The 13,957-nt window shown below is 58.2% G+C and carries 15 protein-coding genes, 1 tRNA gene and 1 pseudogene; 4 read left to right on the top strand and 13 right to left on the bottom strand.

Annotated features, from left to right (window positions below; all coding sequences use genetic code 11):
• Positions 1 to 108: 108 nt before the first annotated feature.
• Both HU811_RS17295 and HU811_RS17290 read right to left on the bottom strand, forming a co-directional pair.
• Positions 109 to 1,113 carry a phage major capsid protein, P2 family gene (locus HU811_RS17295; RefSeq protein ID WP_186657152.1) on the bottom strand — a complete coding sequence of 335 codons (1,005 nt, stop codon included), beginning with the start codon at positions 1,111 to 1,113 and terminating at the stop codon, positions 109 to 111.
• Between the two features lie 34 nt (positions 1,114 to 1,147).
• Positions 1,148 to 1,990, bottom strand: coding sequence for a GPO family capsid scaffolding protein (locus tag HU811_RS17290; protein ID WP_186657150.1), 843 nt, complete (start codon positions 1,988 to 1,990; stop codon positions 1,148 to 1,150).
• Between the two features lie 156 nt (positions 1,991 to 2,146).
• On the opposite strand from HU811_RS17290, the gene HU811_RS17285 reads away from it, so the two are divergent.
• The 3 genes from HU811_RS17285 to HU811_RS17275 all read left to right on the top strand — a co-directional run bounded on the left by HU811_RS17285 (position 2,147) and on the right by HU811_RS17275 (position 5,786).
• Complete coding sequence (locus HU811_RS17285; RefSeq protein ID WP_186657148.1) at positions 2,147 to 3,907, top strand: terminase ATPase subunit family protein; 1,761 nt, start codon at positions 2,147 to 2,149, stop codon at positions 3,905 to 3,907.
• Entirely contained in the window at positions 3,907 to 4,959 is a 1,053-nt protein-coding gene (locus HU811_RS17280) for a phage portal protein (protein ID WP_186657146.1), read from the top strand. Before HU811_RS17285 ends, HU811_RS17280 begins: the two co-directional genes overlap by 1 nt.
• A gap of 65 nt (positions 4,960 to 5,024) precedes the next feature.
• Positions 5,025 to 5,786: a DNA adenine methylase gene (locus HU811_RS17275; protein ID WP_186657143.1), complete on the top strand. Its 762-nt coding sequence runs from the start codon at positions 5,025 to 5,027 to the stop codon at positions 5,784 to 5,786.
• A 67-nt stretch (positions 5,787 to 5,853) separates the two neighbouring features.
• Here the strand turns inward: HU811_RS17275 and HU811_RS17270 are convergent, their stop codons facing one another.
• A complete protein-coding gene (locus tag HU811_RS17270; protein WP_186657142.1) occupies positions 5,854 to 6,513 on the bottom strand; it encodes a hypothetical protein in 660 nt (219 codons plus the stop codon).
• A gap of 384 nt (positions 6,514 to 6,897) precedes the next feature.
• Between HU811_RS17270 and HU811_RS17265 the strand changes: the two genes are divergently transcribed.
• A complete protein-coding gene (locus HU811_RS17265; RefSeq protein WP_225248451.1) occupies positions 6,898 to 7,182 on the top strand; it encodes a hypothetical protein in 285 nt (94 codons plus the stop codon).
• Between the two features lie 47 nt (positions 7,183 to 7,229).
• Here HU811_RS17265 and HU811_RS17260 read toward each other — a convergent pair whose 3' ends face one another.
• The 10 genes and pseudogenes from HU811_RS17260 to HU811_RS17215 all read right to left on the bottom strand — a co-directional run.
• Entirely contained in the window at positions 7,230 to 7,469 is a 240-nt protein-coding gene (locus tag HU811_RS17260; protein ID WP_189674148.1) for a DUF7706 family protein, read from the bottom strand.
• A gap of 79 nt (positions 7,470 to 7,548) precedes the next feature.
• Positions 7,549 to 8,352 (bottom strand): BRO-N domain-containing protein, encoded by an 804-nt coding sequence (locus tag HU811_RS17255; protein ID WP_186657140.1) that lies wholly within the window; start codon positions 8,350 to 8,352, stop codon positions 7,549 to 7,551.
• Positions 8,353 to 8,422: 70 nt separating this feature from the next.
• Positions 8,423 to 8,629: a hypothetical protein gene (locus tag HU811_RS17250; RefSeq protein WP_186657138.1), complete on the bottom strand. Its 207-nt coding sequence runs from the start codon at positions 8,627 to 8,629 to the stop codon at positions 8,423 to 8,425.
• A complete protein-coding gene (locus HU811_RS17245; protein WP_186657136.1) occupies positions 8,626 to 8,784 on the bottom strand; it encodes a hypothetical protein in 159 nt (52 codons plus the stop codon). Before HU811_RS17245 ends, HU811_RS17250 begins: the two co-directional genes overlap by 4 nt.
• Positions 8,785 to 9,136: 352 nt before the next feature.
• The gene (locus HU811_RS17240; RefSeq protein ID WP_186657134.1) at positions 9,137 to 9,748 is read right to left on the bottom strand and encodes a phage antirepressor N-terminal domain-containing protein; all 612 of its coding nucleotides are present in this window, start codon (positions 9,746 to 9,748) and stop codon (positions 9,137 to 9,139) included.
• 986 nt (positions 9,749 to 10,734) lie between these two features.
• A tRNA-Gly gene (locus HU811_RS17235) sits at positions 10,735 to 10,808 on the bottom strand.
• 162 nt (positions 10,809 to 10,970) lie between these two features.
• Positions 10,971 to 11,855 carry an alpha/beta fold hydrolase gene (locus HU811_RS17230; RefSeq protein ID WP_092397281.1) on the bottom strand — a complete coding sequence of 295 codons (885 nt, stop codon included), beginning with the start codon at positions 11,853 to 11,855 and terminating at the stop codon, positions 10,971 to 10,973.
• 309 nt (positions 11,856 to 12,164) lie between these two features.
• On the bottom strand, positions 12,165 to 12,857 hold the full coding sequence (locus HU811_RS17225) for a pseudouridine synthase (protein WP_186657133.1): 693 nt from the start codon (positions 12,855 to 12,857) through the stop codon (positions 12,165 to 12,167).
• A 32-nt stretch (positions 12,858 to 12,889) separates the two neighbouring features.
• Positions 12,890 to 13,108, bottom strand: coding sequence for a cysteine-rich CWC family protein (locus tag HU811_RS17220; protein ID WP_186657131.1), 219 nt, complete (start codon positions 13,106 to 13,108; stop codon positions 12,890 to 12,892).
• Positions 13,101 to 13,712: pseudogene (locus HU811_RS17215) on the bottom strand (GGDEF domain-containing protein); the annotation flags it as partial. The gene HU811_RS17220 and the pseudogene HU811_RS17215, both read right to left, overlap by 8 nt.
• Between the last annotated feature and the right edge of the window lie 245 nt (positions 13,713 to 13,957).

The following is a 13,957-nucleotide window of genomic DNA, read 5'->3' as shown; positions in this document are numbered from 1 at the left end:
TTTCATAGCCCGCCCCGCCCGCCATGGAAACGGCGGGCGACGCAGCGGCAGCCTCTTGCGAGGCAAGCACTTGCAGCCGGTGACGTTGGGCGAGCGAGAGGGCCATGGTTACGCGGCCTCTTCGATGTTTTCGACCAGGGCGCCGAGACCGAAGTCCTCGATCACGTAATCCTCGTTCGACGACTGATAGTCGGCGATGCGATCGCGCTCCGGCTCGTCCTTGGTCATGCGGCGACGGCTGCTGATCTGGAAGTAGATCGATAGGTTCTTCAGCGTGGTGATCATGATGCCGCCGTCGATGAAGAACGGCGCGTCTTCGATCGGCAAGCCGCCCAGGGTGCCGTTGGCGATGATTCGTGCCGCTGCCAGCTCGTTCTCGTTGTCGGCCGCGCCTTCGATGTTGGCGAGGAACTTCGCGTGCAGCAGGTTGCGATCGACCAGGACGACCAGATCGGGCCGCTTGCGATGCCATGGGTCCAGCAGCTGGATAGCGTCGTAGACCAGGCCGTCCAGGGTCTTGTAGTCGCCGGTCGGGCCGATGGTGACCTTGCCCGCGACCTTGCCGCTGCTCAGTACACGTTCTGGCGCTTTGGTGCGGTATTTCTCCAGCCAGCCGACGTTCACGTCTTGCAGCAGCTGGTTGGTTGCCCGATCGGTGGTCGCCGCCGCGCTGGTGCCGTTGAAGCCGATCATGATGCGGTCGAGCGCCTGTCGCTCGACGATCGCGCCGGACAGGCGCGCCTGGAAGTCCGGGAATTTTGCCCAGGCATCCAGCAGCGCATATGGAATCGCGGTATCGAAGTCGGTCTTTTTGCAGCTGTAGGTGTCGTTCTTGAGCGAGCTCACGCCGCGCGGGTTGCGGGCGGTCTGGCTGGTGTCCGTGCGGCCGGCAATGGTCGAGCCGACGCCCAGGATCACCGCTTCGCCGTCCTTCTCGTCGACGCCCAGAACGTTAATTTTTTTCAGGAAGGCGCTGGACTCCTGGATCGCGGTCTCCAGCTTCTGCTGAACCGTAGGGGTGACAGTGAATTTTTCAGCCACCGACGGAACTGCGTTGAGTGCTGCAACCTGTTTGGTGAAGCCGTTGAAGGCAATCCGTGTTTCGTTACGCATGGTGTTCTCCTGTGGAGCTTGTAGGGGGACCGAATCAGTAAGCGGTCAGGACGGCACCATCGCCGCCAGTTGCTGCTGGGCGATTGGCTTGGCTGTGGTCTTGGGTTTCGCCCAAACGCTTGATCAGGTCCGCGAAGTCGGTGGCGAGCTTTTCGTGCGCACCGGCCAGGGTCTTGAGTCCTTCGTCGGCCGAGGCGACGACTTTGGCCTGTTCGGCTGCGTGGCCGGCCAGGGCCTCGACGGCATCGTTCAGCTCGGAAAACTGAGCGTCATCCTTGTTGGCTTTGGCCTTGCTTCGGCCGAGCAGCTCAGAAACCCGGGAGAACAGGCCGTCGATAACGCTTGGGGTCTCGACGACTTCATCGAATTCCAGCTGCGCTTCGACCAGCTCCGAAAACAGGTTGTCGGGTTTGTTCTTTCGCGCCTTCAGTGGCGAGGCATCGGGGTTCTGCGCGCTGAAAGTGAGCATCTCGGTGCCCAGGCTCGCCGGCGAATCGGTGACAGCTAACCCGTCCAGGTAGGCGCGGCCGGTATCAGCGAATTTCGGCGAGATCTCGATACTGGTGTACAGCTTCTGGCGTGCCTTGTTCATGGCGATCAGGTCATCGGTTGGCTCGATCTGAACAAACAGGGCCAGTTTCTTCACACCGTTTACGTCGACTTCTTCGGTCTTCGCCGCCAGCACGTCGCCGTAGGCACGAAACGGACTGTCGGGCAGGACGCTGCGGTAGTGTTCCACCCATACGCGTGCGCCGTAGGTGTTCGGGTTGTAGGTTTCCGCAGCATCGACCAGCCATTGGCGCTCGATTTGACGGCCATCAGTGGTCGCACCTTCTACGGCGACACGGAACCATTTGGAGCGAAACTTTTTCTTCATGGAGCGGATCCTCAAAGCGGTGCTGCTGGGTGCAGTTGCGTTGAGGTACATCGTCGACAGTCGCGTCTTTCCGGGCAATCAGCGCCAGTTGTAGGTCCCTGGGTTACATGGCACATCGCTACGCCCTCACGCGCGCGAGGCGTCAGCATCGCCGCCATGACTACAACCGAAGCCACTCCCATCCGCGATAACCGCCGCCAGGCCAAGTTCCTTTACTGGACCGGCCTGCGGATCTGCGCGATTGCAGAAATGTTGGGTGAAAAGGAGAAAACGGTTCACGCGTGGAAGACGCGCGATGAATGGGATCGAGCCGACAACGTTGAGCGAATCGGCGGTGCGCTGGAGGCGCGCCTGGTGCAGTTGATCCTGAAGGAAGGCAAGACCGGCGGGGATTTCAAGGAAATCGATCTATTGCACCGTCAGTTGGAACGGCAGGCCCGGATCGAGCGGTACAAGGCAGGCGGTACCGACACCGATCTCAACCCCAACCTGGCCAAACGCAACGAAGGGCCCAAGAAGAAAGCGGCTCGCAACGAATTCAGCGAAGAGCAGATCGAGCAGCTGACCGAGGCGTTTAAAGACGGATGCTTCGGCTATCAACTGGACTGGTACCGGGCGAGCAATCAACGCACTAGGGCAATCCTGAAAAGCCGGCAAATCGGTGCCACGTACTACTTCGCCCGCGAGGCGTTCATTGACGCCCTGGTCACCGGGCGCAATCAGATATTTCTGTCAGCATCGAAGAATCAGGCGCACATCTTCAAAGCCTACATCCAGGGCTTCGCCCGCGAGGTGTGCGGCGTTGAGCTCACCGGTGACCCAATCATTCTGGCGAACGGCGCCGAGCTGCATTTCCTCGGTACAAACGCCCGAACCGCTCAGGGTTACCACGGTAATTTCTACTTTGACGAATTCTTCTGGACGTTCAAGTTCAACGAGCTGAACAAGGTCGCCAGCGGCATGGCGATGCAGAAGCAATACCGGCGCACCTACTTTTCCACGCCATCGAGCATGGCGCATGAGGCCTACACGTTTTGGACCGGCGAGCGCTTCAACAAGGGCAAGCCGGTGGCCCAGCGGCTGAAACTCGACGTTTCGCACGATGCGCTGCAGCAGGGCCGGCTGTGCGAGGACCGGATCTGGCGCCAGATCGTGACCATCCTAGATGCCGAGCAGCGCGGCTGCGATCTGTTCGACCTGGAAGAGCTGCGCCTCGAGTACAACGCGGATGCCTTCGCGAACCTGTTGATGTGTCAGTTCGTCGACGACGGGGCGAGCATCTTCCCGCTCAACGTCCTGCAGCCCTGCATGGTCGATAGCTGGGTCGAATGGGCCGAGGACTACAAGCCTTTCGCCGCGCGGCCGTTTGCCGATCGGCAGGTGTGGATCGGCTACGACCCTGCGGAAACCGGCGACAGCTCCGGTCTGGTGGTCGTGGCCCCGCCAACTGTTCCAGGTGGCAAATTCCGCGTGCTCGAACGCCATCAGTTTCGCGGTATGGACTTCGCCGCCCAGGCCGAGGCGATCCGCCAGGTCACGATGCGCTACTGGGTGACGTACATCGGTATCGACATCACTGGCATGGGCTCTGGCGTGGCCCAGCTGGTGCGCCAATTCTTCCCCAACGTGACGACCTTCAGCTATTCCCCGGAGGTCAAGACGCGCCTAGTGCTCAAGGCCTACGACGTGATTCACAAAGGGCGTCTGGAATTCGACGCCGGCTGGATCGACATGGCCCAGTCGCTCATGGCGATTCGCAAAACCATCACGGCCAGCGGCCGGCAATTCACCTACACGGCAGGCCGCACCGACGAGACCGGACACGCGGATCTTGCCTGGGCCCTTTTCCACGCACTGCAGAACGAACCGCTTGAGGGCCAAACCTCAACGAATACCGGCTTTATGGAGATTTATTGATGAGCAACAGCGGCAGCGAAACCACGCAATCGTCCACTTCAGCCCCGGCTGCGGCCGAGGGACAGCTGCTGCCGGCAACGGGCGGCAAGATGGAGGCCTTCACCTTCGGAGACCCTACGCCGGTGCTCGACGAGCGGGGAATTCTGGACTACCTCGAATGCTGGCTGAACGGCCGTTGGTATGAACCGCCGATGTCGCTTGACGGGCTGGCCAAGTCCTCCCGGGCCAGTGTGTTCCTGCAATCGGGTTTGAATTTCAAGCGCAACATGCTGGCCCGCACCTTTATCCCTCACAAGTTGCTGTCACGGCAGACCTTTGAGCAATTCGCGTTGGATTTCCTCTGGTGCGGCAACGGCTATCTGGAAAAGCGCGAGAACATGCTACGCGGCACGCTCGGGCTGCAGCCTGCCCTGGGCAAATACATGCGACGCGGCGCGGATCTCGAAACCTATTACCAGGTGCGCGGCTGGCGGGACGAGCACGAATTCAAGCGCGGGACGGTTTACCACCAGCGCGAAGCCGACATTAATCAGGAGATTTACGGCCTTCCTGAGTGGCTGCCGGCGCTGCAAAGCGCGCTGCTCAACGAGTCCGCGACCTTGTTCCGGCGCAAGTACTACAACAACGGCAGTCACGCCGGTTTCATCATGTACATGACCGACACCGCGCAGAACGAGACGGACGTTGCCGCGTTGCGCAGCGCGCTGAAGTCCGCCAAAGGGCCAGGCAATTTCCGGAATCTCTTCATGTACGCCCCGGGCGGCAAGAAGGACGGTATTCAGCTGATCCCCGTCAGCGAGGTGGCAGCGAAGGACGAATTTGGGTCGATCAAGAACATCAGTCGCGACGACATGCTCGCGGCGCTGCGCATCCCACCGCAATTGATGGGCATCGTGCCGCAAAACGCCGGCGGCTTCGGCTCGATCAAAGAGGCCGCGCAGATCTGGGCAACGAACGAGCTCGAACCGATCCAGGCACGCCTGCAGCAGGTCAACGAATGGCTGGGCGAAGAGGTGATTCGCTGGAAGCCGTTGGAGCCAGTTTCCGATTAATGACAGCCTGGGCGGCCAGTCATTTGAGCGTGCTGCCCTTCATCAAACCGAAGTAAGGACCACTAATGTCTGCACCGATTTTCCCCTGGATGGGCGGCAAGCGCCGCATGGCGAAACACATCCTGCCGGAGTTTCCAGACCATGATTGCTACGTAGAACCGTTCTGTGGCGGTGCGGCACTGTTTTTTTTAAAAGAGCCCAGCCGGGTGGAAGTGATCAATGACTTCGATGGCGACGTGGTGAATCTCTACCGCGTCGTTGCCAATCACCTGGAAGAGTTTGTGCGCCAGTTCAAATGGGCGCTGGTGAGCCGAACGATGTTCGAATGGGCAAAAGACCAGGCCCCGCGGACGCTGACCGATATCCAGCGCGCAGCGCGCTTTTTCTACCTGCAGAACCTGTGTTTTGGCGGCAAGGCGAAGGGCCGGACTTTCGGTACCGGAACCACCTCGGCGCCGAGACTCAATTTGTTGCGTATCGAAGAAAAGCTCAGCGACGCCCATCTGCGCCTGGCGCGGACCACTGTCGAACATCTCGATTGGAAGGAATGCATCCGGCGGTACGATCGAAACCACACGCTGTTCTATCTGGATCCGCCATATTGGGAAACAGCCGGGTACGACGCTGGTGATTTTGGATTTGAGCAGTTCGAAGCCATGGCGGACCTGGCGCGTTCGATTCGAGGCAGGATGGTGATATCGGTGGGGGATCACCCGAAGATCCGGGAAGTGTTCGCCGGCCTGCGCCTCAAGGAGGTGCCGTTTAGACATACCGTAGGCGGGAAGGGTGGTATCGAAGTGAACGAGCTCGTTTATTTCAACTGGTGACCGCTACAAAGCAAAAAGCCCGCACAAGTGCGGGCTTTTGTTGACCTGATCTACCACTTCTGAGGCTTTATTCCTCGACCGGGCTGAGCGATACGCCCGCAGGCAGAGCGATCTTTGATATCAACGCCAGATGATATTGCTGGTCGTCACTCTCAGACCACAGCTGGTCCGACAGCGAATCAAGCGCATCCTGATCTGGAACATCTATCAGAGAAGCCGTCAGCATTTGGTAGTAATAGACGTGAAGACCCAATGCCAAGGCGTTGGACATCTGGCGCTGCCAGAAGAATTTGCCTTCTCCAGTTTGCTGATTGTCCGACAAAATCACGTCATAGCGATTCAGGATGTAGTTGAAGAAGACCTTCTGAGCTACATCTCGCAGTACAGCGGAATGGCGTGAATCAGCTGAACGCCATACCAGATTCTGGGTGGCCGGCCGGCAATTCAAATCAACGATGTTCGAAATTACTACCTGGTTGTAGTAAACAACTGATTTCAACAGATCGTTGACCAGGGCGATTTCGAAGCGGTCGCTGGAGGGGCGAACGCGATGGTTGATGCGAAGTAGGCGATACCCAGGCGCCAAGATGCACTGCGCATCCGCACTGATATCGCTGACAGCTTCTGCAACAACGAGAGAATCGTAAAGACGAGCATTTTCTTCACGCACCATCAGGTGTGCGAAAATCTTCACCACTTCACTGTCTTTGACGATGAGCCTAGGCATAAATACCAACTATTCGTAACCGCTATGTGTCATCAGGCTTGAGCGAGGCTTTGCGGAGCGAACCTCACACGATCTTGCCTTTCAGCGCTTGCAAGCAAATACAAGCTTCTGCAAGAACACATTTGAACACGTTGGCTTACTATGTCAACTGATTAAGGGTTACGAATGTGTCAGCAACGGCCGCCGAAACGGCGCTTGAACCGGCGGTGCTTTCAGTAACCTATTCAGCGGGCAAAGTTTTTTGGTCGCGGTGGGGCTTTTGGATGCGCCATTGACCGGGAATTATTTTGTCGGTCATGGCGATACCGGAAAGCGCCCAATGGCGCTAGGCGTGGCGCTACTCTCGTGCAAGACTACTGTTAATTAATACAGTGTCGTCTTTTTATGACTCGTGCTCTGCCTCCATTCCGGCCCGTGACGAAGGAAGAACTTCGCTACATCTGGACCAACCATCCCGAAAGCCGGCGACTGGTGCTCGAAATTGAGCGCTATCGTCGTGTGATCGCGGAAATCGACGGCTTGTACAAGACCACTCACCAAGCTTGGCGCTTTCACTTAGGCGGCAACCTGACTGCCTTGCATCTGCTTCAGCAGATGATGACTACGGAACGCGAGCGCTTACCCCCAGAAGTTGCTGACGCGGATCCTGCCCATAAAAAAGGCTCCTGACCTGTCTTCAGGTAGGAGCCGGACGAGTGGTGCGCTGGTTCGAATCGTTATCGCGGCGCGTAACCGGCACGCGCAAGTACGTCCTGGAGCTTATCAAAAGCCTGTTTGACCAGATGGGCCTCGTCTTCATCCGCCGCGTTGCTAGTGAATTCGAACCAGCCCACGCGTTTAACGAACTGGGCGAGCGCCAAGGTTTCGGACTCGGTCAAGAATCCGCTTTCGGCGCCGCCCGTAGGGGGGGTGATGGTCAGGATCGTTTCGTCGCGGGTTGATGGTGTTTCACTCATGTTCGATATCTCCTTGGCTGAAGATGCGAAAGCTATCGCCCTTACCGTTGGCTTACCTAGACGGTAAGGGCAGCGTTCGTCATTGAGCTTGGATTTGAGCCGGCTTCTTGAACACCCAGCACTTGGTCGTGGTTTTGCGAATGATGCTGTCCACTGCCTTCAACCCCAAAAACTGTGGATCGGTGCAGCGCTTCAGGGCATTCGTGACATCGGTGCTGATGACGGTCTGGATGCCATTTGCGGCGAACAGTTCGACCAGGTGCGGCATGTTCAGGCCGATCAGCTGCGGATCCTTGGAGTGGTTGTAGGCGATCCCCTTGGAATCCAGCTGCAGCAGCGCGGCCCAGAAGTCTGCGACGAGGTCGGCCTGGGGAGGCTCGACGCTGCCGAGGCCATCCAGATCCGGCACCGGTAACCCCATGGATCCTGACAAACGCGTGATCTCCGCTCCCAGCGCTTCCCGCATGACCTTGTTGCGGCTGCGCATCAGCTCTTTCATCAGCCCCAGGCGGTGCTTCGACATGCTGATCTGTTGGTTGACCGTGATCTTTTCTCCGAGGGAGTAGCTGCCGGTCTTTCGCAACGATGGGAGGACGTCGTGGGTGACCCACCGTTTGAACCGTTTCGCTTGGGGCTTTCTGCTCGTGAACATCAGACTGTACAAGCCAGCCTCATTGATCATCACCACCTGCTGAGGACCACCAGGGGTACCCATAGTGCGGGTATCCTTTTCATCGTCGTCAAGGCGGGAGTAAGCACCCTTCACGTCAGCGATCTCTAGCACCCTGCAAACATCAGCAGCAACAAACCAAGTCTCGCCGTTTTGTTCGTCGAGGATCCGGACCGGCTGCGTTTCGAACTCAAAAAGCGATGGTGTCTTCATGTTATTGGCTCTATTTAAAGTTTTGAGTGGTCACGAAAGGGGGGGGCGTACTACACCCCCCCCTTTGGGATCAGATCCGACGTGCAGTGCTGTTGGCTGAGCGAATGACGCTATCCAGATCAGTGCAGATCTTGTCCAAGAAGCCGGCCAGCATCTGAGGGTGATACAGCCCCGGTTCGCTGGCCATCTGAGCGAGCGCATGCACCAGGGCAAGCGAATCCCGCACCCGTTCCAAATCAAACAGATCAGCATCGGTAAGACCGTAGGGCGTTCTCATAGGGCACCGTCGTGCGTTTCCAGAACGCGCACCTGGTGCATATGGTGGTTGTAGCGCTTGAGGCGAGTGGAGAGGGAGGAGTTGGCGTGCAACGCGGCGAGAGCCATGCGGCGATGAGCAAGTGCGCGGATTTTGGACGGAATAAGGGCGGTCATCGTGAAGCTCCTTTTGCTGATTGGAGCTGCCACGGATCGCCGTCAAACGATTGAGGGTGGCAGCTGTACGCAGGTTGACGGACCGGGGCAAAAGGATCCCGGCAGGGCCGAAGCCCTCCCACGCACAGCCGCCATAACACGGAACTGCAGGCACAAAAAAAGCGCCGGCAATTGAAGTTAGGGGGCGCTGTTGCGCCTTTTGCTGATCGGGCCGTCAAACCCGGTCGCTGAATTGGCAGCGACGCGTAAAGACTACGCTTTTATCCCCGGACAAATCAAGACACGTAGCAATAAGAAGCAGTGAGGGGCCCCACAGTCGAGGCACACGGCGAAACGAAATGTCCGGGGATGGTTAGTCTCGCTGAACCGCCAAAGGGCCTGGCTCCAGCGGCGGCGTGGGCAAGCCCAGGGCGTCGTTCACCTGGCGGAGCTGATTGTGCAAGCCCTGGCGTTCAAAGCTGCCCGTCGCGGCGTCCAGCCATCTGGCGAGGTTGCGCCCTTGTTCTTGAAGGATGAGCAGCTGCTTGAAGTTGATGCCGTCGCGTGCGCTGCGCTTGACGCCGGGTAAGGGGAGGATCCGTGAGGCTCGCTCTTTCAGCATCGCGATGTGTCGCTCTGTGTCCTGGGTCCAGTATTGCCACAGCACCTCATCACACTTTTCTTGGTATCGGCTGATCTTGTCGCGCAGTTCGGGCGCCACTTTGTTCGGGCTGATTGAGTAGAGCCAGGCGGCGAGCTTGCGTAGGGGGAGGCAGGTCATATCTCTGAGGCTGCCATCCTCAGCAACTGTGACGATCTCCGTCACAGTTGGTCCGAACTTCTCTAGCAGCTTTGTGCGTTGCGGAGACCATGCCAGGCCCATATTGGTGACGATTGGTTTCATTGCCACGTATGGCTGACCGGCTTCATATAGCAAGACTACGGTGTCGCCGTGAAACGGCACTGGCATCAATTGTGTGTCCACTCATCAAGTCCTTGAGCTAAGCAGTTGTGAAGGTATGACGATGATCGTCATACCTCAGCGTTCAACAGATGCGGCCAACTCGGCCCTTGCCAGCTCACGCAAACGGGTAGGTAAACACCTAAAGTTGTGTTGCGATTCGATCGAAAATAACCCAGCCCAACATACCATCCGGCGCTTGTCCCGTCCATCGATCACAGCCCCGTGGGCCAATGAACACGGGGCTTTGGGCGTCGCGATGGGAAGGTGCGAATGGCCAACGGTGACAGCACGTCGAGTCGGGGGCCGGGGCAAATCGTGGCGCACCATTCTGGGGCGCGGCCGGCCGGGCAAGGTAGGTCTGCACCTGGCGCGCGCCGTCGTCCCCCCGCCACGCCTGCGGGCTAAATCGGTCTTAATTTCTGCACCCCTGCAACCAATCCCCGACAGCGCCCGCTGGGCCTCTCCTGGGCGAACAGGGGCCGAGAAAACCCTACAGAACCCTGCACCCACCCCCTGTTTTATGAGCGCCCAGGAGCGATTCCTGAAGGCTCTTTTTTCAGGTGACCCACGGGAAACAAGTAATTTAGGTATGGAGGGGTTAGGAATCAGCTGGAGCCCGCGTGCGATGCGGTTTCGAGGACTTACTTTGCACTAGCTTTTTTGAGTAAGGAGGGAAGTAATTTTTCTATAACTTATTGATTTATATGGATATTTTATTTTCGGTTTCTGACCATGGTGAAAGGTAATGTTATTACTAGATATTACTTAAATCTTACCTAATCAAATCCTTTACAAGCCTTGTATTTCCAAGCTTCCAAAGGGGGGAGGAAAAAACTTACCAAAAATACCAGTTTCCCGTGGGTCAACATAAAACGGGCATGGCTATAGGGGGAGGGCGGCGGCAGGTTCTCGCTCCCGCAGCTGCTTGCATACACGCAAACTGTCACCGGAACTGTCACCAATCACGCTAAGGCTCAAACGGACACGTCTGGAGCCCTTGAAAATAGTGGAGCGGGTGAAGGGAATCGAACCCTCGTTATCAGCTTGGGAAGCTGGAGTAATGCCATTATACGACACCCGCTCAGAGCGGCTGACTTTGTACCAGATGTGGCCAGGGATTTGAAGTTTTTCTTTACGGACGGTGAAGTTAACCGTCTACGCAAGCCTCAAACCAGAGCGGTCGTTCGCGGGCAAACCCCGTTGCTGAAAGCGCAGGGCGGGGCTTGCTCGCGAAGACTCGGTTTCAGATAGCCGGTGCATGGTAACCCTGCACGTAGCTGTAGCGCGGTCGGCTTTCGTGCTGGGTGGGTTTGAGGAAACCCAGCAAGGCGTCACGGCTGTCGCGGCAGGCGGCTTTGTGTTCCATGTCCAGGAAGTGCCCGGTGGCTTGCAGCGTGCTGAAGCTGCTGTGCTGCACGTGGTTGGCGAAGACCTTGGCATCTTCGGCGGCGGTGTATTCGTCCCATTCGCCGTTCAGGAACAGCACCGGCACGTTGATTTTTTTCGCCGCATTGACGTAGCACAACCGATCGCTGTGGAGCACGTCGCTGATGTGGAAGTGCATCTGCCCGTATTCATGCTCGGCCAAGCTGCTGACGTGGCGATAGTTGAAACGCTTGAACAGCGGCGGCAGGTGCTTGCCGATGGTGCTGTTGACCAGATGTCCTACGCGGTCGCCGTCCCGGCTTCCCAGGTAATCGACACCGCGTTCCAGGTAGTCGCGCATGGGCGCATTGAGCACCGGCGAGAATGAGCTGATCACCGCTTTTTCGATGCGCCGTGGACGTTGGGCCAGGGCGGTGAGGGTGGCGGCGCCGCCCCAGGAAAAAGACAGCACATGCTCAGCGGCGAAGTGATCGATCAGTTCCAGGAGGATCTGGCCTTCGATCTCTTTGGTCAGCATTTTCTCATGCCGATTGTGGGGCTTGGACTTGCCCGCGTAGGGCTGGTCGTACAGTACGACGTTGAATTCCGGGTAGAGGTTTTTGGCGGTCTGTGCAAACGACGCGGTGGTGGCCATCGAGCCGTTGACCAGGATAATGGTCTTTTGCGCGGCGTCTGCGCGATAGAACTCCGTGTAAACCCGATACTGACCCTGTATATCCAGCACAGCGATTTCTGGCCTCATGTCATAAGACTCCTGGCAAGCGGGTATGCGCGCAATGAGATTGCACGAGCAATGTGACAGGTAGGCATACGCCTGGAAGAGAAGGCCCATGTCGATCCGCGCAAGCTGGTCGACGGGTGTTGTTATAGGCGGGCAGTTTGTCGACTGTTAAGAAGGAGCCTGAGGGCTCCGGCCGGCAAAAAGTTTCTTGGAAGTATGTGGTGACTCATCGGTCACATTTCGGCCGACGGTTTGATTCAAGCAGCGGACCGGCTGTCGCGCAAGTGTTGTTTGACAATTGCCCGACACTTCTGCCGAGCGGTCATACGATCAGATCAGCCGGATCTCTTCAGGGCTCAGGGCACGGTATTGGCCCGGCTCAAGTTCGGCGTCCAGCAGCAGCGGGCCCATGCGTTCGCGGTGCAGGCGCAGCACCTTGTTATTGAAGTGGCCGAACATGCGTTTGACCTGGTGATAGCGGCCTTCAACGATGCTCAGTCGCGCCGATCTTGGCCCCAGCAATGTCAGCTCAGCTGGCTGGGTAGTCAGGTCTTCGAAGGCGAAGTACAAGCCGTGGGCGAAGGTGATGGCGTACTCCGCGGTGATGGTTTGCTCGGTTTCGACGTAATAGACCTTGGGCAGTTTGGTCTGCGGTTGGGTCAGGCGCCGTGACCAACTGCCGTCGTTGGTGATCAGCATCAGCCCGGTGGTGTTGAAGTCCAGTCGTCCGGCGATGTGCAGGTCGTCCTTGTCTGGCTCGTCCAGCAGATCCAGTACGGTAGGGTGTTGCGGATCGCGGGTGGCGCTGACGCAACCGGGCGGTTTGTGCAGCATGAAGTAGCGCGCCGGGCGGCCCCCTTGCAGCACCTCATCGTCGATTTCGACACGGCTGAATTCACGCACCTGCGTATGGGGATCGTTGACGATCTGGCCGTCGATCCGTACTCGGCGTTCCACCAGTAGCAGGCGGACCTGCTGGCGATTGAAACGGGGTAGGTTGCTTAAAAAACGATCAACACGCATGGGCGGGCAGCGGAGGAGAAAGGACGCGCATCTTACCCAATCGACTGTTCCTTGGCTTGTAACTGCTCCAATACCTGGGCGCAGCGCGGGCACAGGCAGGACTGATCGCGCAGCTCGGCCGGTAATGCTTCAAGCACGGCCGGGTCGATGCTCACGCCGTAACACCAGCAGGCGCGGTCGGCGGTTCGCGGGTCGGCCAGGGTGCAGTCATTGCTGGCGCCACAGGCCGGGCACAGGTCAGGTTTATTCATAGCTGGAGTGAGGCATCTGTACACAGGTTCGGTTGTTCCCGGTTTGCCGGGCGCGTTGCAGTGCATGATCGGTCCGCGACAGCAGGCTGTGCAAGGTGTCTTCGTCCTGCAAGGTGGTGAGGCCGATGCTGACGGTGACCCGTAGCTCTTTGCCGCTGCAGAAATAACGCTGTTGTTCGATCCGTTGACGAATTTTCTCGGCGATCTTCAGACCGTTCTGCCCGTCGGTGTCCTTGAGCAGCACAATAAAAGCCTCGCCACTCCAGCGACACACAATGTCCGAATGCCGCAGGCTGTCGGTCAAGTCGCGAGCGAACCCGGTCAACAACTGGTCGCTGGCGATGTGACCATGGGTGGCGCCCAGCCGCTTGAACTCGTCCAGCTCCAGCAGCAGCGCCGCCAGCGGTTTGGGTTCACGTTGGGCTTCATGCAGGGCTTGCACGGCCAGCAGATCGAAGCCGCGCCGGTTCGGCAGTTCGGTCAGGCTGTCGAGGGTGGCTTGGGCGTCTATACGGTGTTGGTAGCGGTCGATCAGGCGATAGAGGATGACCAGGACAGTCAGCGTGACGAGTGCGCCGATCAGCAGGTTCAAGTACAGCGTCTTGAGGAGGGTGTCGCGTACCGAGGCATGGGCCGCGTAATAGCCCAGCAACGCAATGGCCAGGAAACCTGTAACGAGCAGCGCCACCACGGCCAGGAGCGGCTTGCGCTGGGAATACAACGGCGAACGGAGCGACATGGCGATTCCCTTGGCGCAGACCCAATGAAGTCAGTTTAGTGGCCTTGTGGGAAAAGGTGCTCGGATTTGCAGGTTTGTAACATTGTGGCGAGGGGATTTATCCCCGCTGG

The organism is Pseudomonas tehranensis (genome assembly GCF_014268615.1).
In the GTDB taxonomy this organism is placed as follows: Bacteria; Pseudomonadota; Gammaproteobacteria; order Pseudomonadales; family Pseudomonadaceae; genus Aquipseudomonas; species Aquipseudomonas tehranensis.
Note: the sequence above shows the minus strand (reverse complement) of the source record. Positions and strands in the feature narration are given on the sequence as shown.